We start from the raw sequence: 20,842 nt of genomic DNA on the forward strand, positions 1-20,842 counted from the left end.
CGATCATGCTCTAAGCAGCGCCCGATGGCCCCCGTTCTTTCCAAGACCCCCGAAACCCTGCTGACGACCGGCTGGTCCGACTACGCCCTGCTGGACAGCGGCGACGGCAGGAAGCTGGAGCGCTACGGGCGTCACACGGTCGTGCGGCCCGAGCCGCAGTGTTTCTGGTCGCCGCGCGACCCCTCTGCCTTTGAAACCGCCAACGCCCTGTTCGATCCGCAGCAGGAGGAGGAGGACTCCGGCCGCTGGCGTTTCGACAGACACGGCCCGATCGACGCCTTCCCGCTGACGTGGCGGGATGTGAAATTCATCGGCCGCTTCACCCCCTTCCGCCACCTCGCCTTCTTCCCTGAGCAGGCTGCCAACTGGGAGTGGATGGACGCGCGCATTCGCACCCTGACGCGCTCAAGTAGTCCAAAGGACGATAGCGCAACGAACAAAGCGCCGAAGATCCTCAACCTGTTCGGCTATACGGGCGTCGCGTCTCTCGCGGCCGCCGCTGCCGGCGCCGAGGTCACCCACGTCGACGCCTCCAAGAAGTCGGTCGCCTATGCGCGTGAGAACGCCGAGCTGTCCGGCATGACCGACAAGCCGATCCGCTGGATCGTCGAGGACGCCCGCAAATACGTCGCGCGAGAGGTCCGGCGCGGGGCCAAATATCAAGGGATCATCCTCGACCCGCCCAAATACGGACGCGGCCCGACGGGCGAGGTCTGGCGGCTGTTCGAGGACCTGCCCGCGCTCCTGAAGGACTGCGCCGCCTTGCTGGGCGATGATGCGTCATTCCTGCTGCTCAACGCCTATGCGGCGCGGATCTCGGGCCTGTCGCTGGCCCATTTGATGGCCGAGGCGACCCATGATCGGGGCGGCCGGATCGACTGGGGCGAGCTGGCCCTGTCCGAGGACCCGCCCAGGGATGGAAGTGACGCCCGCGCCATCGGCCTGAGCTTCTTCGCCAGGTGGTCGGCATGACGGATGAGCGCATCATCACCTCCCTGACCAACGACACGGTCAAGGCCGTCCGCGCGCTCAACATGCGCAAGGAACGCGAGGCGACGGGCCGCTTCCTGGCCGAAGGGCTCAAGTTCATCGGCGAGGCCCTGGATCAGGGCCGGGCGCCGACGATGCTGCTGGTCGGGATGGAGGCGCGGCCGCATCCGCTGCTCGACCGGGCGAAGGCCGCGACGCTCAAGGCCGGCGGCGAGATCGTCGTCGTCACCCATCCGATCCTCGAAAAGATCAGCCGGCGCGAGAACCCGCAGACGGTGCTGGCCGTGTTTGCACAGGCCTATACGCCCCTGTCGGCCATCAAGCCGGAGGCCGCCCCCTGCTGGGTCGCGCTGGAGCAGGTGCGCGATCCGGGCAACCTCGGCACCATCATCCGAACGGCCGATGCGGCCGGCTGCGGCGGCGTCATCCTGATCGGCGACTGCGTGGACCCCTTCTCGGTCGAGGCGGTGCGGGCGACGATGGGCTCGGTCTTCGCCGTCAGCATCTCGAAGGCCACGCCCGCCGAGTTCCTGGCCTGGCGTCAGGGCTGGCCGGCCAGCGTGGTCGGCACCCGACTGGACGCCACCCACGGCTATCGCGACGCCGACTATGCCCGGCCGACCCTGATCCTGATGGGCAATGAACAGGCCGGGCTGACCGACGACCTGGCCGCCGCCTGCGACGTCAACGTCAAGATCCCCATGCGCGGTCGCGCCGACAGCCTGAACCTGGCCATCGCGACCGGGATCATGGTCTATGCGGTGACGGACAGCGTCTGATCAGGCAGCGCCCTCGCCTTCCTCATTCTTCAGCCGCGTCATGGCCCACAGCGCCAGGGTCGTCAGCAGGGCCGCGCCGGTCAGATAGAGGCCCACGGCGCCCAGTCCGAAGCTCTTGCCCAACATGGTCGCCACATAGGGGGCCAGGGATGCGCCGAGGATTCCCGCGACGTTGAACGCCATCGACGCCCCCGTATAGCGCACCGCCGCCGGGAAAGGCCGCGCCATGGCCGCGCTCAACGGCCCGTATGTGCAGCCCATCAGGGCGAAGCCGAGCGCGAAATAGACCAGTAGTCCCGGCAGCCCGGCATTGAACAGCGGTGCGATGAGGAAGCCGAACACGCCGATCCCGATCGAAGCCAGCATCAGGATGCGCAGCTGCCCCCAGCGGTCCGCTGCGAGGGCCGCGACGGGAATGAAGGCCCCGAAGAACATCACCCCGATCAGCTGCAGAGGCAGGATGTCGGCCCGGGACAGGCCCAGCTCGCCGGTCGCCCAGGACAGGCCCCAGACGGTCAGCAGATAGAAGACCACGAAGGTCGTCGTCCCGCCCAGGGCGCCGAGCGCCAGGGCGCCCTTGTACCGGGCGAACAGGGTCAGGACCGGCGCTCGCACCCGCTCGGCCTTGGCCACGACCTTCTGGAACTCGGGCGTCTCGTGGATGCGCAGCCGCACCCACAGGCCGACGAAGACCAGGATCGAGCTGGCCACGAACGGGATCCGCCAGCCCCAGCTCAGGAAGTCCGCCTCGGCCATGAAGCTGGTCAGGAGGATGAAGGCCCCGGTCGAGAGGATGAAGCCGATGGGCGCGCCGAGCTGCGGGAACATGCCAAACCAGGCCTTGCGCCCCGGCGGGGCGTTCTCGGTCGCCAGCAGCACCGCCCCGCCCCACTCGCCGCCCAGGCCGAAGCCCTGACCGAAGCGGCAGATGGCCAGTAGCAGCGGCGCAATGACCCCGACCTGGGCATGGGTCGGCAGAAGGCCGATGGCGATGGTCGACAGCCCCATGGTCATCAGGGCGGCCACGAGGGTGGCCTTGCGCCCGACCCGGTCGCCGAAATGGCCGAACACCACGGCGCCGACGGGGCGGGCGAAGAAGGCGATGGCGAAGGTCACGAAGGAACTCAGCTGCGCCGCCGCCGGGTCGGTGCCCGGGAAGAACAGGGCCGGAAACACCAGCACCGCCGCCGTGGCGTAGATGTAGAAGTCGAAGAACTCGATGGTCGTGCCGATCAGGCTGGCGAACAGCACGCGGCGGGTCGACGCCGGGCTGGGCGCGAACAGCAGGTCGGATTGGGTCACGGGCGCATCCTCGGGCTTCTTTCCCGCATGGGATGCGCGGGGCGACCGGTCAGGTCAAGCCGGAAGCTCTGCCGTTTCCTTCACCGGCGCCGGTTCGCCTTCGGGCCGTTCGGCGTAACGGCGGGCCAGGACGGCGCAGACGAACAGCTGGATCTGGTGGAACAGCATCAGCGGCAGAACGATCAGGCTGACCGCCTGACCGGCGAACAGGATGGCGGCCATGGGGATGCCCGAGACCATCCCCTTCTTGGAGCCGCAGAAGACGATGGCGATCTCGTCCTCTTTCGAAAAGCCCAGCCTGCGGCTGGCGATCGTCAGGGTCACCATGACGGCGCCCAACACGAGGATGTTGAGGAGGAAGACCAGACCCAGATCGAGGACGTCCAGTTTGCCCCAGATGCCCGCGACCATGCCCGCGCTGAAGGCCGCATAGACGACGAGCAGGATCGAGCCGCGGTCGACGTAACCGACCAGTTTGGCGTGGCGGCTCAGGAAGGCGCCGATCAGCGGCCGCGCCGCCTGACCGAGGACGAAGGGCAGCAGGATCTGCAGGGAGATGTCCTCGACCGCCTTCAGCGAGATCCCGCCGCTCGCGCCCGGCAGCAGGAAGGTGACCAGAAGCGGCGTCAGGACCACGCCCAGCAGATTGGACAGCGACGCGCTGCACAGGGCCGCCGGGACATTGCCACGAGCGATGGAGGTGAAGGCGATCGACGACTGCACCGTCGAGGGCAGCAGGCTGAGATACAGAAGCCCGACCGCGATCTCGGGCGCCAGAAAGCGGCCGAAGACGGCGTTCACCGCCAGGCCGATCAGGGGAAACAGGACGAAGGTCGAGGCGAACACCATCGACTGCAGCCGCCAGTGCGACAGCCCGGCCCAGATCGCCGCGGGCGAAAGCCGTGCGCCGTACAGGAAGAACAGCAGGGCCACCGCCGCCGTGGTCACCCACTCCGCCACGACCGCCCACTCCCCCCTCGCCGGCAGGACGGCGGCGATGGCCACCGTCGCGATCAGCATCAGCAGATAGGGGTCGATCAGGCGGCGCAACGTGCTCATGCGAAGGCTTTGGGCCTCTGCGCTGCGATGCACAACCGGCCGGGCCTCACGAACGGTGACCGCTCCCCGTGCTCACACGGCTAGATCGGAACGAGGAAGTAGGTGATCCCGGTGACCTGCAGAATGACGTAGGCCAGCATCGAACCGATGAACATCACCACCCCCAGGGCGATCACCCGCGCCGCCGATCCGAACCAGGACAGCCCATAGGCGAACCGCACATGGGCCACGCCGTGGACGACGATCGCGATGAACAGCACCGGCAGCACAAGCGGGGCCAGCGACATCGTCGGGTTCATCAGAAGGCGGGCCACGGCGAAGTCGCCGACGTATTGAACCGACAGACCGGAGACCACGATGAACGCCAGAACGGAACAGGCCGCCAGCCCGAGGAAGGCGCTCTCGTAGAGGGCGAAGGCGACGTGCTGGTAAAAGGTTCGCTTGAGCCGTGACGGCAGCAGCAGCGGCATGATCAGGGCCGTCACAGCAGTGCCGACCACAGCCGTCTGGAAGACGAACAATTGCAGGATCGACCCGATGACGCCGTCGCTCCTGGGCCAGGCAAGGCTTTGGGCCAGGGTCAGGATCGATCCGAACACCACGACGGCGAACACCGTCCGGACCGGCGACATTCTCAAGGTCCGCCGGCCTTCCCACCAATCCCGCGTAAGACGACCGGGATTGAGCAGCAGCAGTCCCAGGGTGCTCCACAGAATCCCGTCCGGCCGGGCAAACGCCATCAGCCATTCGATGACGAGGTCGAGGACCCGATCCCGCTGAACGACCGTCTGGCCGCATTCTCCGCAATAGCGGCCGGTGACGGGGTGCGCGCAGTTGCGGCACAGCAGGGTCGATGTCGGCGCCACCTCAGCGATTTCAGGCAATGTCGACACGCGGACCTCCGGGGATAGGACGCATGCTCGCCGATCGCGCTCAACACACCCTTAAGCTGAGCGAAGAAATCCGCACCCGGGCGTCGCCTCAGGTCCCTCGCGGCTTGGCGCGGCTGGTGGGGTCGGCGTTGGCGGGGTCTTCGGGCCAGGGGTGGCGGGGGTAGCGGCCGCGCATCTCGGCGCGGACGGCGGCCCAGCTGCCGGACCAGAAGCCGGGCAGGTCTTTGGTCATCTGCACCGGACGGCGGGCGGGCGACAGCAGGGCGAGCGTCAGGGCGACGCGGGCATGACCGCCGACCGTCGGATGGGTTTTCAGGCCGAACAGCTCCTGCACCCGGATATCGACGCGTGGCCCGCCCTCGGCCGCATAGTCGATGGCGGCAGAGCCGAGCGGCGTGACCAGCCGGGCGGGCGCCAGATCGTCCAGCGCCCTCTGCCGGTCCCAGGGGATCAGGGTCCGCAACCCCTGTTCCAGCGCCCCGTCGGAGATGGCCTCGAGCGACTGGACGGTCTCCAGCAGGGGCCAGAGCCAGGTCTCGCGTTCGGCCAGAAGCCCGGCCTCCGACATATCGGGCCAGCCGTCCTCCAGCCCCGCCAACCACACCAGCCGGGCGCGCAGATCGGAGGCCCGCTCGCCCCATTTCAGATCGCGCAGGCCGTCGCGCTCGACCTCGGCCTTCAGGGCGGCCGTGACGGCGGCGCGGTCGGGGGCGCCGGTGATCTTCTCGTCGACGACGATGGCGCCCAGACGCCGGATGCGGCGCATGACCATACGGCCCGAGGGTTCGCGCGTCAGCCGGTCCTCGACCGTGACCTGATCCTCCAGCGCCGCCGGATCGACCGGCGCGGCCAGACGGATACGGTCGCGAGCGTCCCCGCCGCCGACCTCTGCGACAGCCAGCCAGGGCTCGCGCGCCAGCTGATCGGTCGGATCGAGGAAGGCGCCGCGTCCCGAAGCCAGCAGCACCTCGCCCGGCTTGCCGCGCGCCCTGGCGATCCGCTCGGGGAAGGCGGCGGCCAGCAGGGTTCCAATGTCTCCGTCACCGCCCTTCCCGCGCCCTTGGGACGCCGCCCGGCTCCAGCGCTCGGCCAGCTTCATCGCGTCGCGGGCGCGGGGCGAGCGGTCGCGCTCCAACCCGCGCAGACGCTCGCGGATATCGACGTCATTGCCGCCCAGCCCCGGCTCGGACAGCACCGCCGCCAACTTCGCGCCCAGCATCGCCTCGCCCGCATCGGCGGCTACGGCGGCCAGATGAGCCAGACGGGGCGTCAGGGGGATGCCGATCAGCCTCTTCCCATGGTCGGTCAGGGCGCCGGCCTGATCCAGCGCGCCCAGCCGGGTCAAGACGTTCCTCGCCTCGGCGAAGGCGCCGGCGGGCGGCGGGTCCCGCAGGGCCAGCTCCTCGGCCGACCGCGCCCCCCAGCGGGCCAGATCCAGGGCGAAGGCGGTCAGGTCGGCCTCGAGAATCTCGGGCCGCTGATGCGGGACCAGACCGCGTGTCTGTTCCTCGTCCCACAGCCGGTAGCAGACGCCGGGCTCCACCCGCCCCGCCCGGCCCCGGCGCTGTTCCGCCGAGGACCGGCTGACGCGGACGGTGATCAAGCGGGTCAGGCCGCTGGACGGCTCGAAGCGGGGCACACGCGACAGGCCGCCGTCGATGACGACCCGGACGCCCTCGATGGTCAGGCTGGTCTCGGCGACCGAGGTGGCCAGGACGATCTTGCGCCGGCCGGGCGGCGACGGACCCAGCGCCCGGTCCTGCTCGGCCTTGTCCAGCGCACCGTACAGGGCGACCACATCGACCGCCGGGTCGTGCACCTGTTCGTTCAGTCGCTGCAGGGTGCGGTGGATCTCGCCCTGCCCCGGCAGGAAGGCGAGGATCGACCCGGTCTCCTCGGTCAGGGCCTGACGGCAGGCCCGGGCCATGGCGTCCTCGAACCGTTCGGCGGCGTTGCGGCCCAGGTAACGGGTCTCGACCGGGAACATCCGCCCCTGCGCCTCGACCACGGGCGCGCCCTGCAACAGCGCCGACACCCCCGCGATATCCAGCGTCGCCGACATGACCAGCAGCTTCAGATCGGGCCGCAGCAGGGACTGACTCTCCCGCGCCAGGGCCAGACCCAGGTCGGCGTCCAGACTGCGCTCGTGGAACTCGTCGAACAGGACGGCGCCGACGCCGTCGAGCCCGGGGTCTTCGAGGATGATGCGGGTGAAGACGCCCTCGGTGATCACCTCGATGCGGGTCTTCGGTCCGATCCGGCTCTGCAGCCGGGTGCGATAGCCGACGGTTTCGCCGGCGGATTCCTTCAGGGTCGCCGCCATACGTTCGGCGGCGGCGCGGGCGGCCAGACGCCGTGGCTCCAGCACCAGCACCTTGCCGTCGCCCAGCCAATCCTGGTCCAGCAGGGCCAGGGGCACGACCGTCGTCTTGCCCGCCCCCGGCGGCGCGGCCAGCACGACCGCGTCCGACCCGGCAATCGCGGTCTTCAGGTCTTCGAGAACAGCATGAATCGGAAGCATCAAACGCGCTCTAGCGGCAACGCAGGCGGTCATGAAAGCGTCGTCGCAAGGTCACCCGATTGATACCGCGTTGCACAAGCCCGTTTCCATGGTTAGCGTCCCGCCCAAACCGGCAGGAGCCGGGGGCAACAAGTCGAGGGGTAATCCATGTGGCGCGTTAAATCGCTAGACGCGATTCTAGCCACGGCCGAGAAGAAGTCTCTTCATCGGTCGCTAGGTCCGGTTCAACTGACCCTTTTGGGTATCGGCGCCATCATCGGCACCGGCATTTTCGTCCTGACCGCGGCCGCCTCGCAAAAGGCCGGCCCGGGCATGATGCTGAGCTTCGTGATCGCCGGCGCGGTCTGCGCGGTCGCCGCGCTCTGCTACTCCGAACTGGCGGCCATGGCCCCGGTTTCGGGCTCCGCCTACACCTATACCTACGCCGTCATGGGCGAACTGCTGGCTTGGTGCGTCGGCTGGGCCCTGATCCTCGAATACGCCGTCGCGGCCTCGGCCGTGTCGGTCGGCTGGTCGGGCTATGTGCTGGGCTTGATAGAGAACGGGCTACATTTCAACTTCCCTGATCTTCTATCCGCCGGACCGACCTGGGCCATGAAGGGCTTCATCCCGGTGCCGGACTTCTCGGCGGGCATCGTCAATGTTCCGGCCATCATCGTGGCCCTCGCCGTGACCGGCCTGCTGATCCTCGGCACGACGGAATCGGCCCGCGTCAACGCCATCTTGGTGGCCATCAAGGTCATCGCCCTGACGGTCTTCATCGTCCTGACCCTCCCGGTCATCGACACCGCCAACCTGTCGCCCTTCACGCCTAACGGCATGTTCGGCGCCTATTCGGGCATGGGCGTCGTCGGGGCCGCCGCCTCGATCTTCTTCGCCTACGTCGGCTTCGACGCCGTCTCGACGGCCGCCGAGGAAACCAAGAACCCGCAGAAGAACGTGCCGATCGGCCTGATCGGTTCGCTGGCCTTCTGTACGGTCTTCTATCTGCTGGTCGCCCTCGGCGCGGCCGGCGCCATCGGCGCCCAGCCGGTGCTCGGCGCCGGCGGTGCGGCTGTCGAGCCGGGTTCGCCCGCCTTCGTCGCCGCCTGCGCCCTGCCCGCCAACGCCCAGCAACTGGTTTGCTCGAACGAGGCGCTGGCCCACGTCCTGCGCGTCATCGGTCACCCGCAGGTCGGCAACGCCCTGGGCCTGGCCGCCATGCTGGCCCTGCCCTCGGTCATCCTGATGATGATCTATGGTCAGACCCGCATCTTCTTCGTCATGGCGCGTGACGGTCTGCTGCCGGAAGGCCTGACCAAGATGCACAAGACGTTCAAGACGCCTTACATCGTGACCCTGTTCACCGGGATCGCCGTCGCCATCGCCGCGGCCCTGTTCCCGGTCGGGAAGCTGGCCGACATCTCCAACTCGGGAACGCTGTTCGCCTTCTTCATGGTCTCGATCGCGGTCCTGGTCCTGCGCAAGACGGATCCGAACCGTGGCCGGCCGTTCAGAATGCCGCTGGTCTGGATCATCGCGCCGATCTCGGCCGCCGGCTGCGCCTTCCTGTTCTGGAACCTGCCGCACGACGCCAAGATGGTGCTGCCGATCTGGGGCGGCGTCGGCCTGGTGATCTACTTCCTGTACGGCTACCGCAAGAGCCACATGGCCAAGGGTCGGATGGAAGTCCACGAAGACGACGCCGACATCCCGCCGCCGCCGGCGACGACCTGATCGGACCGAAACGACAGAAAGGCCCCGGAGCGATCCGGGGCCTTTTTTGTTGGTGGATACAGCCGCAAGGCGCTTAATCGGCGAGCGACCGCGTCGCGAGCGTTAGCGCGCTGGAACGGAATGGCGCTCAAGCAGCGAGGCTCCGCGAGCCCGAGCGTTAGCGCCCCTAGAAGGAAGAGTTGGTGCGGATGAGAGGACTCGAACCTCCACATCTCTCGATGCCAGAACCTAAATCTGGTGCGTCTACCAGTTTCGCCACATCCGCACGGTAGGAGCGCCGCTCTACAGGCGGGCCGCGCTCGCGTCTACGCCCACAGCCGAATCGCGTCCTCATTGACGGGGTCGTCGTTCGCCACCACCCCGGCCGTATAGGTCAGCCGGGTCTCGCGCGAGCCGCAGCGGCAGCGGAACCGCTCGGAGCGGCCGCTGACGGGCCAGAAGCGGCGCGCGCCGAACAGGGGCTGGGGATCGACCAGGATCTCGTGGCTGCATCCGGACCCCGCACAGGCGACGACCAGCTGGGCGCCGGTCACATGCACGCCGGCCGCCGCCGTGGACGGCGCGGCGCCCAGGCCGGGCCGGGCGAATCTTTCGGTCCTGATATCGTGCATGGCGCTCCTCCTGCCCCGAAGGCTAGGCAGGCGAGCGGATCGGCTCAAGCCGCTTGTTGCCGTTCCGTTCCCGTTTCTGTGGACGATGCCGACGAGCGCCGTTCGCCCTATTTCAGGTCGCGCAGCACTGCCGGCAGCAGCTCCGGCAGGTCCTCCGCGATCAGGCCGGGACCGAAGCGTTCGGCGGCGTCGGCGTGCATCCAGACCGCCGCAGAGGCGGCCTCGAAACTGTCCATCCGCTGGGCGATCAGGCCCGCGATCATTCCGGCGAGGACGTCGCCGCTGCCGGCCGTGGCCAACCAGGGGCTGCCGTTCGGATTGATCCTCAGCCGGCCATCAGGCGAGGCGATGATCGTCTCACGGCCCTTCAGCACCACCACGGCCCCCGCGACGCGGGCGGCCTCCCAGGCGGCGGTCTCGCGTCCGTGCTTGAGCAGGTTCGGGAACACCCGGTCGAACTCTCCCTCATGCGGGGTCAGGACGTCGTCGCGGTCCAGACAGGCGAACAGGGCCTTGGGCCGGTCCTTGAACAGGGTCAGGGCGTCGGCGTCGACCACCAGGGCCGCGCCTGTGCGACCAAGGGCCGCGAGGTTGTAGCCGGTCTCCTCCTCCAGCCCCGCCGCGGGGCCGATGACCACGGCGTCCAGCGGATCGGCCAGCCGGCCGAGAGCCTCGGGCGACAGGAATTCGTCGATCATGATCGCGGTCACCGTCGGGGCGATCACCGGGGCCGCGCCGGGCGGACACAGGATGCGCACCAGACCCGCGCCGATCCTCAGACCTGCCCGCGCCGCCAGCCGGGCCGCGCCCGTATTCCAGGCGGGACCGGAGACCACGCCCAGCCGGCCCCTTTGATGTTTGTGCGCGTCCGGACCGGGCCACGGCAGAATATTGCGCCATAGAGCCGGGGTGTTGGATTCCGTCATCTATCAGTCGGTCCTCTGACACGGAAAATACAAATGGGGCTTGCCTTATGCTGCAATGCGATGTCCCTTTGCTCCCCGAGCGTCCGGCCAATCAAGAGCCGCCTCAGGATTGCAATGAAAAAGATCGAAGCCGTCATCAAGCCTTTCAAGCTGGACGATGTGAAAGAGGCGCTCCAGGACATCGGAGTGCAGGGCATGACTGTGCTGGAGGCCAAGGGATATGGCCGCCAGAAGGGCCATTCCGAACTCTATCGCGGGGCTGAGTACGTCATCGACTTCCTGCCCAAGATCAAGATCGAGGTGGTGGTCGCCGACGACCTCTATCCGGCCGTGGTCGAGGCCATCCAGACGGCGGCCCGCACGGGCAAGATCGGCGACGGAAAGATCTTCGTCACCGAGGTCACCGACGTCATCCGAATCCGAACCGGAGAAACCGGCGCCCAGGCCGTTTGATCAAACCCCGTCGAAGGGTTTCTGGGACCCGACGACACAGCTTCCTCCCCATAAGAAACAGGACCATCGAGAATGAGCGCGGCCGACAAGATCCTCAAGGAGATCAAGGACAAGGACGTGAAATACGTCGATGTCCGCTTCACCGACACCCGTGGCAAGCTTCAGCACGTCACCTTCGACATCGACCTGGTCGACGAAGAGTTTCTGAACGAAGGCACCATGTTCGACGGCTCGTCGATCGCGGGCTGGAAGGCCATCAATGAGTCGGACATGCTGCTCAAGCCCGACCTGACCACGGCCTACATCGACCCGTTCTACCAGGCGACGACGATGTTCCTGTTCTGCGACGTCATGAACCCGGACACCGGCGAGCCCTACAACCGCGACAGCCGCTCGATGGCCAAGAAGGCCCTCAGCTACATCCAGTCCTCGGGCGTGGGCGATGTGGTCTACTTCGGCCCGGAAGCCGAGTTCTTCATCTTCGACGACGTTCGCTGGACGACCGAGCCGGGCCACACGAGCTATTCGTATGACTCGATCGAACTGCCCTCCAACACGGGCGCCGAATACACCGAAGGCAATATGGGCCACCGCCCCGGGCCGAAGGGCGGCTACTTCCCCGTCAACCCGGTCGATTCGGGCCAGGACCTGCGCGCCGAGATGCTGGGCGTCATGCGCGACATGGGCATGCAGCCCGAGAAGCACCACCACGAGGTGGCCCCGGCCCAGCACGAGCTCGGCCTGAAGTTCTCGGACATGCTGACCATGGCCGACCGCCTGCAGCTGTACAAGTACATCATCCACAACGTCGCCGCGGCCTACGGCAAGTCGGCGACCTTCATGGCCAAGCCGATGTTCAAGGACAACGGCTCGGGAATGCACGTGCACCAGTCGATCTGGCGCGATGGCAAGCCGCTGTTCGCCGGCGACAAATACGCGGGCCTGTCGCAGGAATGCCTGTGGTACATCGGCGGTATCATCAAGCACGCCAAGGCCATCAACGCCTTCGCCAACTCGACGACCAACTCCTACAAGCGTCTGGTCCCGGGCTATGAAGCGCCGGTCAAGCTGGCCTATTCGTCGCGCAACCGCTCGGCCTCGATCCGTATTCCGTGGGTCTCGTCGCCGAAGGGCAAGCGTATCGAAGCCCGCTTCCCCGATCCCATGGGCAACCCCTATCTGACCTTCACCGCCCTGCTGATGGCCGGTCTGGACGGGATCGAAAACCAGATCGATCCGGGCGGCCCCGCCGACAAGAACCTCTACGACCTGCCGCCCGAAGAGCGCGGCTCGATCCCCGAGGTCTGCGGCTCGCTGAAGGAAGCTCTCGACAGCCTCGACAAGGACCGCGCCTTCCTCAAGAAGGGCGGCGTCATGGATGACGACTTCATCGACAGCTACATCGAGCTGAAGATGGAAGAGGTGATGCGTCTGCAACTGCACCCGCACCCCGTCGAGTTCGACATGTACTACAGCTGCTGATCGACCCGATCAGTTGAGACGATCAAGGCGCCGGGCGGAAACGTCCGGCGCCTTTTTCCTGTCCGGACCGCCGTTCAGGCCGCCTGCCCCTTGGCGCCGCCCTTCGCGGCCTGAATCCGCGGCGTCTGGCCGCCGTCGCGGGCCAGCATGCGGTCGATGGCCTCGGCCTCGACCGGGCGGCTGAAATAGAAGCCCTGGATGTCCCCGCAGCCGACGATGGCCAGACGGTCGACCTGGGCCCGGGTCTCGACGCCTTCGGCCAACACCTTCAGGTCCAGGGCCTCGGCCATTTCGACGATGGCGCGGACGATGGCGTCGCTCTCGGGCTGCATGCCCAGATGGGTGACGAAGGACCGGTCGATCTTGATCTTGTCGATCGGGAACCGCCTCAGATAGCCGAGGCTGGAATAGCCGGTGCCGAAGTCGTCGATGGCCAGGGTGAAGCCCATCTTGCGCACGGCCTTCAGCGTCTCATAGGTCTCGGGATCGTCGGACAGCAGGACGCTTTCGGTGATCTCGATCTCCAGCGACTTCGCCGAGGCGCCGGTCTCGGTCAGCAGGCCCTGCAGCAGGCCGACCAGATCCCCGGCCTGGACCTGGGTGGCGGAGATGTTGATGGCGGTGCGGATCGACGGCCAGCGGCGGCTGTCGATGAAGGCCTGTTTCAGCGCGAACCGGTCGACGGCTTCCGACAGGCCGCAGTTTTCAGCCAGAGGCACGAAGACGGTCGGTGAGATGACGCCCCGCACCGGATGGTTCCAGCGCATCAGGGCCTCGACCCCGGTCATGGCGCCCTTGGCGTTGATCTGGGGCTGGTAGGACAGGGTCAGGGCGCCCTCTGGCTGTGCGAGGGCCGCGCGCAGATCGGCTTCCATCGCCTTTCGTTCGCGCAGTTCGCTGTCCATCGCCGGATCGAAGGCGCGCCAACCCGCGCCGCCGTGCTTTCGGGCGCCGGCCATGGCCAGACGGGCGCGGCGCAGCCCCTCCTCCGGCCGGCCGTCCGCAGGCGTCCAGAAGGCTAGGCCGATGGAGGCGGAGATGACGGTGTCCCTGGACGCGGCCTCGCAGGGCGCCGCCAGCAGGCGCAGCAGCTGGGCGGCGACGCCCTCGGCCTTGGCCGGGGTCAGGTCGCGCCAGTAGAGGGCGAAGACGCCGTCGGCTATGCGGGCCACAGCGTCGGTCTCGGGACAGACGGTGGCCAGCCGTTTCGACAGCTCGGCGATGACCCGGTCGCCCACATCATGGCCGAGGAAGTCGTACAACTCCTCGAACTGGTCCAGGCCGATGCAGAAGACCCCGACCCGGGCCTCGTCCGGCAGGTCGCCCATCCGGTCCAGAAACAGGGATTTGGTCGGTAGCTGGGTGACGGGATCATGGGTCGCGGAATAGTGGGCCCGCGCCTCGCTCATCTTCAGCCCGCCCTGGTTCTTGCGCAGCTGGCGGTACAGGATGAGGCCGGAAGCGCCCAGACCGATGGCCACTGTCGTGACCAGGCTCCGGTTCGCCGGATCGTTCGTCGCAATGACCAGAAGAACGACCATCAACGCCATGATCGACAGGGCGGCGGCCGTGCTGAGGATATCCAGCGGCTGGCGGGCGGGAACAGGGCTCACGGCGGATCCTGACAGGAGACCGTCAGAGTGCCCGTCAATCCTTGGCAAGCCGTAAACACCGGGAGTAGAGGCCCGGCCGCCTCTATGCCGACGGTAGTATGGACGAGCCCGGCTCGAACGACGCCTGAATCAGGCCGTCAGACCTTCGGCGTCGTCCGCCTTGCGCTTGCGAAGCTCGATGATGCGCACGCACCAGATCGAGATTTCGTAGAGGAGCACCAGGGGCACAGCGAGCATCAGCTGGCTGATCGGATCCGGCGGCGTGACCACGGCGGCGATGACCACGACCCCGACGATGGCGTAGCGGCGACCCGCCACCATGATGTTGGAGGTCAGCAGGCCCGCCAGCCCCAGAAGCGTCGTAACGACGGGCAGCTGGAAGCACAGGCCGAAGGCCAGCAGCAGGGAGGTCACCAGGCTCAGATATTCCGAGATCTTGGTCGTCTGGACCACGGCGATGCCTTCGGCCGCGACCTGCTGACTGAGCGTGAACAGCATGACGAACGGCAGCATGACGAAATAGACCAGGGCCGCCCCCATGACGAACAGCACCGGCGCCGCGACCAGGAACGGCAGGAAGGCCCCGCGCTCGTTGCGGTAAAGCCCCGGCGCGACGAAGCGATAGAGCTGCCAGGCGATTACCGGGAAGGCCAGGACGATGGCGCCGAAGCCGGCGATCTTCATCTTGCTGTAGAGCTGCTCGAGCGGCGCCGTGGCGATCAGTTCGACGGCGGACTGACCGTCCCTGGGAATAGGCTTCAGGCCGGAGGTGACTTCCAGCAGTTCGATCGGATTGGCGTGCTTGTGCTGGGCCGTGGCCACGGCATGGATGGCCGTCGCGGCCTGATAGGGCTTGATCAGGAAGATCTGGATCGGCGCGGCGAAGTAGAAACAGGCCAGAAAGCCGATGGCGAAGGCAGCCACGCAGACCATCAGCCGCCCGCGCAGCTCGATCAGGTGGTCCATCAGCGGCGCGCGAGACGCCTCGATCTCGGCCTCGTTGCGGTCGTAGGTCATAGGTCGAGCTTGCTGTTGCGCGGCGCACGGGCCTTGGCCTTCGGCGCGGGCTTGGCGGCCGTCGCCTTCGTAGCCGGGGCCTTGGTAGAGGTCTTCGCGGCGGGTTTGGCCGCGGCCTTGCGCTTCGCGGGGGTCTTCTGCGGGACGGGCTCAGCCTCGGCCAGAGGCGGGGTCGCCACCGGCATCATCACCGGCTCGCCGTCAGGCCATTCCGAGGCTGACGGGGCCATGACCGGCTCGGCGACAGTCTCCGGCACCACGGGCGCGACGGCGGGCGTATCGACAAACAGCGGCTTGTCGAACTCGTCCTTGATGCCCTTGAATGCAGCATCCGCATCGGCGCCCAGCCGCACGGGGCTGTTCTGGCCGGTGCGCAGGGCCTCGACCTCCTTGCGGAGTTCGTCCAGCTCGGACTGACGCGCCATTTCGTCGAAGCTGGCGCGAAACTCATTGGCCATGCCGCGCGCCTTGGCGACCATCTTGCCCAATTGGCGCAACAGGCCGGGCAGACGCTCCGGTCCTACGACCAGAAGCGCCACCAGGCCGATGATGAACCACTCGCTGCCCCCGATACCGGGACCCAGACCGCCCATGCTGCAGGCTCTTTCCGGTCAGTAGCGACTAGCGCTTCAGCTCTTCTTTTTCGGCGTCGGTGCGCGGCAGGCTCGACACGCCGTCCGAGGGACCGTCCTTCTTGTCGTCGTCCTTCAGGCCTTCACGGAAGGCTTTGATGCCCTTGGCCGCGTCGCCCATGATGTTGGACAGCTTGCCGCGTCCGCCGAAAACCAGCAGCACGACGACCGCGACGATGGCCCAATGCCAGATGCTCATGCTGCCCACGGCGGCGTCTCCCAAAGGGGCCGGATTCGGCCCCGTCACAAATCTTCAGGCGCCATATAGGCTATTGCTTGGCGGCGCGGCAATCGACGCTGTAGTCACACCGCCATGAACGCCCCCTCAAATCACGTGATCATCCACACCGACGGCGCCTGCAAGGGCAATCCGGGCCCCGGTGGCTGGGGGGCGATTCTCCAGGCGGCGGGCAAGACCAAGGAAATGTCGGGCGGCGAACCCCTGACGACCAACAACCGCATGGAGCTGGTGGGCGCCATCATGGCGCTGGAGGCCCTGACCCGGCCGTGCGACGTCGATCTGCACACCGACAGCAAATACGTCCTGGACGGCATCACCAAATGGATCCCGGGCTGGAAGTCGCGCGGCTGGCTGACGGCGGACAAGAAGCCGGTCAAGAACGACGACCTGTGGAAGCGGCTCGACGCGGCGCGCGCGAAGCACAAGGTCAAATGGCATTGGGTCAAGGGCCACGCTGGCCATCCGCTCAACGAGCGCGCCGACGAACTGGCCAACCGCGGCATCAGCGAGATGAAGGCGGCGGCCCGCGCCCGCCCCTAGAGACCCGCTCCTAGGCCACCCTCACCTTCAGGCCCGAGCCGGTCGTCCGCTCCACCACCACGCTGTCGCCGACCATGGGCGGCTCGCCCTCGATCTCGGCGGGCCATTCCGCGCCCGAGACGAAGACCCGGCCACGACCGTCGACGAAGCCCTCGACCACCCGGGCGCGCTGGCCGATCAGGCGGTCGTCGCGGTCGTTGATGTCCGGGTGCTCATCCGGATTGAGCCGCTGCACCAGCCGGCGCGAGGCGAATGTCGATGCCAGGGTCAGGATGGCGAACAGGGCCGCCTCCGCCGGGAAGCCGAGCCGAAGACCCAGGGCGCAGACCACGGCGACCACCCCGGCCGAGACCGCCGGCCAGAGCAGCCATTCGGTCGAGATCGCCGCCTCGATCCCCAGCAGGACCACCCCGACCGCCAGCCACAGCCAGAAGGGCTGGGCGGCGTAGATGTCGATAAGGGCGCTCATGGCGTCACGCGCTCGGGGGTACGGCGCCGCCGCGACGGGCGGGCGCGGGCGGTGTGGGCGGCGTCGGACGCGACTGCTGGTCCTGGGCCAGGCCGACCAGTTGGCCGATCCCCGCGATCGTGCCGACCAGGCCGCTCATCTCGGCGGGGACGATGACCGTCTTCTGGGTCGGGTTGCGGGCCAGTTCGGCGAAGGCCTCCACATACTTCTGGGCGACGAAGTAGTTGATGGCGTTGACGTCACCGCGGGCGATGGCTTCGGACACCATGGCCGTCGCCTTGGCCTCGGCCTCGGCGGCGCGTTCACGGGCCTCGGCGTCGCGGAAGGCGGCCTCCTTGCGACCCTCGGACTGGAGGATGGCCGACTGTTTGGCGCCCTCGGCGCGGGCGATGGCGGCCTGTTTCTCGCCCTCGGCCTCGGTGATGATGGCGCGCTTCTCGCGCTCGGCTTTCATCTGACGCGCCATGGCGTTGGTGATGTCGGCGGGCGGGGTCAGGTCCTTGATCTCGATCCGGTTGACCTTGACGCCCCACGGCTCGGTCGCCGCGTCGATGACGGTCAGCAGCCGGCTGTTGATCGAGTCGCGCTGGAACAGCACTTCGTCCAGCTCCATCGAGCCGACCACGGTCCGCAGATTGGTCATGCAGAGCTGGGTGATCGCGTAGGGCAGGTTTTCCACGCGATAGGCGGCCGAGGAGGCCTCCATCACCTGAATGAAGACGATGGCGTCGACCTTCACCATGGCGTTGTCCTTGGTGATGACCTCCTGCTGGGGCACGTCGAGGACCTGCTCCATCATGTTCATGCGCCGGCCGATCCGCTCGACGAACGGGGTCAGGATGTTGATGCCGGGCTTGAGGGTCTTGGTGTAGCGGCCGAAGCGTTCGACCGTGAATTCCCGCCCCTGCGGCACGATCTTGATGACGCTGAACAGTAGAACGAAGGCGAAAATCACCACGAGGGCGATGGCGACATAACTCATGAACAGTCTCCCTTACGAGACTCATCCTAGACCTTCGCCATACGGCTCGCCACGGAAACCGGACGGCGTTCGAGCGGTTTTCGACAACCTGAAGAAACAAAAAGGGCGGCCCCGCAGAGACCGCCCTCAATCGTGCCTTGTACGCCGTAGCCTATTCGGTGATGTCGATCGAACCGCCGTCCAGCTCGCAGAAGTCCTGATCGGCCACGATCACGTCGTCGCCGTCGCTGAAGGTCGCCTTCACGTCGTAGTTGCAGTCTTCCAGGTCGTCGTCGATGGTCACCTCGACGCTCTCGCCGGCCTTCAGCACCTCGCTGCCGAAGATGTCCTCCTCCCAGTCGTTGGTGGAGACCTTGGAGATATAGAGAGACACCAGGGTGTGATGGGTCTTGTTGTTCAGCGTGAAGCTGACCGGCTCGGTCGTCTGGGCGACAGCGACGGCGGGCGCGGCCATCGCTGCGGGCGCCGCCATTGTGAGCAGGGCGGCGGCAAGCGCCGCCTTCGCGAACTTCATCATGGGTCGTGGTCTCCAAGGCCGGCGTGACGCCGGCGGGCTAGCCCCCTGACCCGACGATTGCCGAATCACCGTTATCTTGCGCCTCTCGCTCCCAAACCCAGCCTTCATAATTCGCTGCGTTCCAAACCTGGAATACCGCGCGAGGCGGCGATCACCTCGCCGGGCCGACCGTCATGTCAAACACCTTGCGGATGATCCGGCGGGTTTCGCCCCAGTCGATCAGGGCGTCGATCTCCTCAAGCCGCACGAACCGCGCCTCGGCGGCGTCGTCGCCCGCGAGGGGTTCTCCCGAAACCCACCGCGCGGCGTAGTCGATCAGGACATAGTGCATGCCGGCCTCAGGAAAGATCCCGTCGACGACGTCGACCAGTCCGATGATGTCAGCCTCCACCCCCGTCTCCTCGCGCAGTTCGCGCAGGGCCGCGTCGACGGCGCGTTCGCCTGGTTCAATCCGTCCGCCGGGCAGCGACCACTCCCCTGCTCTCGGCGCCTTGCCTCGGCGGATCAGCAGGACCTCCTCGCCTCTCAGGCAGACGACGCCGACGGCGGGCACGGGAATCGGAGGCTTCGGCGCAAAATCCATGCCCCAGCATAGCTTTCGGCTTCCGTCGCGTGCACGTTTTTGACAGAAGACGCCCATGACCGCGCCCTCTCCCGCCGTACTGCCCATCGTACTGGATGAACTCAAGGCCGCCCTCGGCCCGGCGGGCTGGAGCCAGGATCCGTTCACCCTCGCCCCGCACCTGACCGAATGGCGCGGACGCTGGACCGGCGAGACCCCGATCCTCCTGACTCCCGGCTCGACCGAGGAGGTGGCGAAGGCCGTTTCCATCTGCGCCGCCAACGGCGTGGCCATCATCCCCCAGGGCGGCAACACCGGTCTGGTCGGCGGCCAGATCCCCTATGGCGAGGTCCTGCTGTCCACGCGCCGCCTGCGCGCCGTGCGCGACGTGACCCCGCTGGACGACGCCATGACGCTGGAGGCCGGGATCACCCTGCTCGAGGCCCAGCAGCATGCGGCGGCGGCGGACCGCTTCTTCCCACTCAGCCTCGCGGCAGAGGGCACGGCGACCATCGGCGGCGTCATCTCGACCAACGCCGGCGGCACCCAGGTCCTGCGCTACGGCATGATGCGAGATCAGGTCCTCGGCATCGAGGCGGTCATGCCCAATGGCGAAATCTTCAACGGTCTGAAGCGGCTGCGGAAAGACAACACCGGCTATGACCTCAAACAGCTGCTGATCGGCGCCGAGGGCACCCTGGGCGTGGTCACCGCGGCGACGCTGAAGCTCTATCCGGTCATGCGGTCGCGCGCGGTCGCCATGGTCGCGCTGGAAACGGCGGCGGCCTCGGTCGAACTTCTGGCCCGCGCCCGCGCCGAGACCGGCGGCGGGGTCGAGGCCTTCGAGCTGATGAAGCGTCTGGGCGCCGAACTGGTCATCAAGAACATCCCCGACACCCGCTGGCCGCTCGACCCCATTCCCGAATGGTCGGTGCTGATCGAGATCGCCTCGGGCACGCCCGGCGGCGCCGAGGCCCAGCTCGACGCCCTGCTGGAGGTCGCCTTCGAGGAAGGCCTGATCACCGACGCCGCCATTGCCCAGAACGACAGCCAGCGCGCCGCCTTCTGGCGTCTGCGCGAGGAGCATTCGGCGGCGCTCAAGCCCGAGGGCGGCGGCTGGAAGCACGACGTCTCCGTGCCTATCAGCCGCATCGCGGACTATATCGACGAGGCCACGGCGGCGGTGGAGCGCTTCCATCCCGGCGCCCGCGTCTCGGTCTTCGGCCACGTCGGCGACGGCAATCTGCACTATGACATCCTGCCCGCCGTCGGCGAGGACATCCCCGCCTTCATCGCCCGCTGGAAGGAAGGCTCGCAGGTCGTTCACGACGTCGTCGCCCGCTACGACGGCTCCATCTCGGCCGAACACGGCCTGGGCCGGCTGAAGACCGACGAGGTTCGCAAATACAAGTCGCCGCTGGAGGTCGAGACCATGGCCGCCATCCGCCGCGCCATCGACCCGAAGCGGATCATGAACCCGGCTGTGCTCTTCTGACCGCTTCCGCACCGTTCTGACATTTCCCGCTGAAGCCTTTTC

Annotated in this window: 21 protein-coding genes and 1 tRNA gene; 7 read left to right on the forward strand and 15 right to left on the reverse strand. The window is 67.4% G+C overall.

Features of this window, described 5'->3' with window-relative positions:
• Positions 1-24 precede the first annotated feature (24 nt).
• Positions 25-972 (forward strand): class I SAM-dependent methyltransferase, encoded by a 948-nt coding sequence (locus IFJ75_RS07085; RefSeq protein WP_207931898.1) that lies wholly within the window; start codon positions 25-27, stop codon positions 970-972.
• Positions 969-1,769, forward strand: a complete 801-nt coding sequence (locus IFJ75_RS07090; RefSeq protein WP_207931899.1) for a TrmH family RNA methyltransferase — start codon at positions 969-971, stop codon at positions 1,767-1,769. Before IFJ75_RS07085 ends, IFJ75_RS07090 begins: the two co-directional genes overlap by 4 nt.
• Here IFJ75_RS07090 and IFJ75_RS07095 read toward each other — a convergent pair whose 3' ends face one another.
• From IFJ75_RS07095 to hrpB, 4 genes are all read right to left on the reverse strand, one after another.
• Entirely contained in the window at positions 1,770-3,071 is a 1,302-nt protein-coding gene (locus IFJ75_RS07095; protein ID WP_207931900.1) for an MFS transporter, read from the reverse strand.
• Positions 3,072-3,125: 54 nt separating this feature from the next.
• Complete coding sequence (locus IFJ75_RS07100) at positions 3,126-4,130, reverse strand: bile acid:sodium symporter family protein (protein ID WP_207931901.1); 1,005 nt, start codon at positions 4,128-4,130, stop codon at positions 3,126-3,128.
• Between the two features lie 80 nt (positions 4,131-4,210).
• Positions 4,211-5,023, reverse strand: a complete 813-nt coding sequence (locus IFJ75_RS07105) for a DUF3667 domain-containing protein (protein ID WP_225897039.1) — start codon at positions 5,021-5,023, stop codon at positions 4,211-4,213.
• An 88-nt stretch (positions 5,024-5,111) separates the two neighbouring features.
• Positions 5,112-7,544, reverse strand: coding sequence for an ATP-dependent helicase HrpB (gene hrpB, locus IFJ75_RS07110; protein WP_207931902.1), 2,433 nt, complete (start codon positions 7,542-7,544; stop codon positions 5,112-5,114).
• A gap of 147 nt (positions 7,545-7,691) precedes the next feature.
• Between hrpB and IFJ75_RS07115 the strand changes: the two genes are divergently transcribed.
• Positions 7,692-9,260, forward strand: a complete 1,569-nt coding sequence (locus IFJ75_RS07115; protein ID WP_207931903.1) for an amino acid permease — start codon at positions 7,692-7,694, stop codon at positions 9,258-9,260.
• A gap of 180 nt (positions 9,261-9,440) precedes the next feature.
• Here the strand turns inward: IFJ75_RS07115 and IFJ75_RS07120 are convergent.
• The 3 genes from IFJ75_RS07120 to IFJ75_RS07130 form a co-directional block, all read right to left on the reverse strand.
• Positions 9,441-9,525 (reverse strand) — tRNA-Leu (locus IFJ75_RS07120).
• A gap of 40 nt (positions 9,526-9,565) precedes the next feature.
• Positions 9,566-9,871, reverse strand: a complete 306-nt coding sequence (locus IFJ75_RS07125) for a hypothetical protein (RefSeq protein WP_207931904.1) — start codon at positions 9,869-9,871, stop codon at positions 9,566-9,568.
• 107 nt (positions 9,872-9,978) lie between these two features.
• Positions 9,979-10,797, reverse strand: coding sequence for an NAD(P)H-hydrate dehydratase (locus IFJ75_RS07130; RefSeq protein WP_207931905.1), 819 nt, complete (start codon positions 10,795-10,797; stop codon positions 9,979-9,981).
• Between the two features lie 114 nt (positions 10,798-10,911).
• Between IFJ75_RS07130 and IFJ75_RS07135 the strand changes: the two genes are divergently transcribed.
• Together IFJ75_RS07135 and glnA are read left to right on the forward strand one after the other, a co-directional pair.
• Positions 10,912-11,250, forward strand: a complete 339-nt coding sequence (locus IFJ75_RS07135) for a P-II family nitrogen regulator (protein WP_207931906.1) — start codon at positions 10,912-10,914, stop codon at positions 11,248-11,250.
• 72 nt (positions 11,251-11,322) lie between these two features.
• Positions 11,323-12,732: a type I glutamate--ammonia ligase gene (gene glnA, locus IFJ75_RS07140; RefSeq protein ID WP_207931907.1), complete on the forward strand. Its 1,410-nt coding sequence runs from the start codon at positions 11,323-11,325 to the stop codon at positions 12,730-12,732.
• Between the two features lie 74 nt (positions 12,733-12,806).
• Here glnA and IFJ75_RS07145 read toward each other — a convergent pair whose 3' ends face one another.
• The 4 genes from IFJ75_RS07145 to IFJ75_RS07160 all read right to left on the reverse strand — a co-directional run bounded on the left by IFJ75_RS07145 (position 12,807) and on the right by IFJ75_RS07160 (position 16,202).
• Positions 12,807-14,345 carry a putative bifunctional diguanylate cyclase/phosphodiesterase gene (locus IFJ75_RS07145; protein ID WP_207931908.1) on the reverse strand — a complete coding sequence of 513 codons (1,539 nt, stop codon included), beginning with the start codon at positions 14,343-14,345 and terminating at the stop codon, positions 12,807-12,809.
• A 129-nt stretch (positions 14,346-14,474) separates the two neighbouring features.
• Positions 14,475-15,362, reverse strand: a complete 888-nt coding sequence (gene tatC / locus IFJ75_RS07150; RefSeq protein ID WP_207931909.1) for a twin-arginine translocase subunit TatC — start codon at positions 15,360-15,362, stop codon at positions 14,475-14,477.
• Positions 15,359-15,955, reverse strand: a complete 597-nt coding sequence (gene tatB / locus IFJ75_RS07155) for a Sec-independent protein translocase protein TatB (RefSeq protein WP_404822079.1) — start codon at positions 15,953-15,955, stop codon at positions 15,359-15,361. Before tatB ends, tatC begins: the two co-directional genes overlap by 4 nt.
• Positions 15,956-15,983: 28 nt before the next feature.
• Positions 15,984-16,202: a twin-arginine translocase TatA/TatE family subunit gene (locus IFJ75_RS07160; protein WP_207931910.1), complete on the reverse strand. Its 219-nt coding sequence runs from the start codon at positions 16,200-16,202 to the stop codon at positions 15,984-15,986.
• A gap of 105 nt (positions 16,203-16,307) precedes the next feature.
• Here IFJ75_RS07160 and rnhA point away from each other — a divergent pair, with 105 nt between their 5' ends.
• Positions 16,308-16,775 carry a ribonuclease HI gene (gene rnhA, locus IFJ75_RS07165; protein ID WP_207931911.1) on the forward strand — a complete coding sequence of 156 codons (468 nt, stop codon included), beginning with the start codon at positions 16,308-16,310 and terminating at the stop codon, positions 16,773-16,775.
• A 10-nt stretch (positions 16,776-16,785) separates the two neighbouring features.
• Here rnhA and IFJ75_RS07170 read toward each other — a convergent pair whose 3' ends face one another.
• The 4 genes from IFJ75_RS07170 to IFJ75_RS07185 form a co-directional block, all read right to left on the reverse strand.
• Positions 16,786-17,244, reverse strand: coding sequence for an NfeD family protein (locus IFJ75_RS07170; protein WP_207931912.1), 459 nt, complete (start codon positions 17,242-17,244; stop codon positions 16,786-16,788).
• A gap of 4 nt (positions 17,245-17,248) precedes the next feature.
• Positions 17,249-18,226 (reverse strand): SPFH domain-containing protein, encoded by a 978-nt coding sequence (locus tag IFJ75_RS07175; RefSeq protein WP_207931913.1) that lies wholly within the window; start codon positions 18,224-18,226, stop codon positions 17,249-17,251.
• A 151-nt stretch (positions 18,227-18,377) separates the two neighbouring features.
• Complete coding sequence (locus tag IFJ75_RS07180; RefSeq protein ID WP_207931914.1) at positions 18,378-18,743, reverse strand: hypothetical protein; 366 nt, start codon at positions 18,741-18,743, stop codon at positions 18,378-18,380.
• A 151-nt stretch (positions 18,744-18,894) separates the two neighbouring features.
• A complete protein-coding gene (locus IFJ75_RS07185) occupies positions 18,895-19,326 on the reverse strand; it encodes an NUDIX hydrolase (protein WP_207931915.1) in 432 nt (143 codons plus the stop codon).
• Between the two features lie 55 nt (positions 19,327-19,381).
• On the opposite strand from IFJ75_RS07185, the gene IFJ75_RS07190 reads away from it, so the two are divergent.
• Positions 19,382-20,800, forward strand: coding sequence for an FAD-binding oxidoreductase (locus IFJ75_RS07190; RefSeq protein ID WP_207931916.1), 1,419 nt, complete (start codon positions 19,382-19,384; stop codon positions 20,798-20,800).
• The last annotated feature ends 42 nt before the right edge of the window (positions 20,801-20,842 follow it).

This window comes from Brevundimonas goettingensis (assembly GCF_017487405.1).
Lineage (GTDB): Bacteria > Pseudomonadota > Alphaproteobacteria > Caulobacterales > Caulobacteraceae > Brevundimonas > Brevundimonas goettingensis.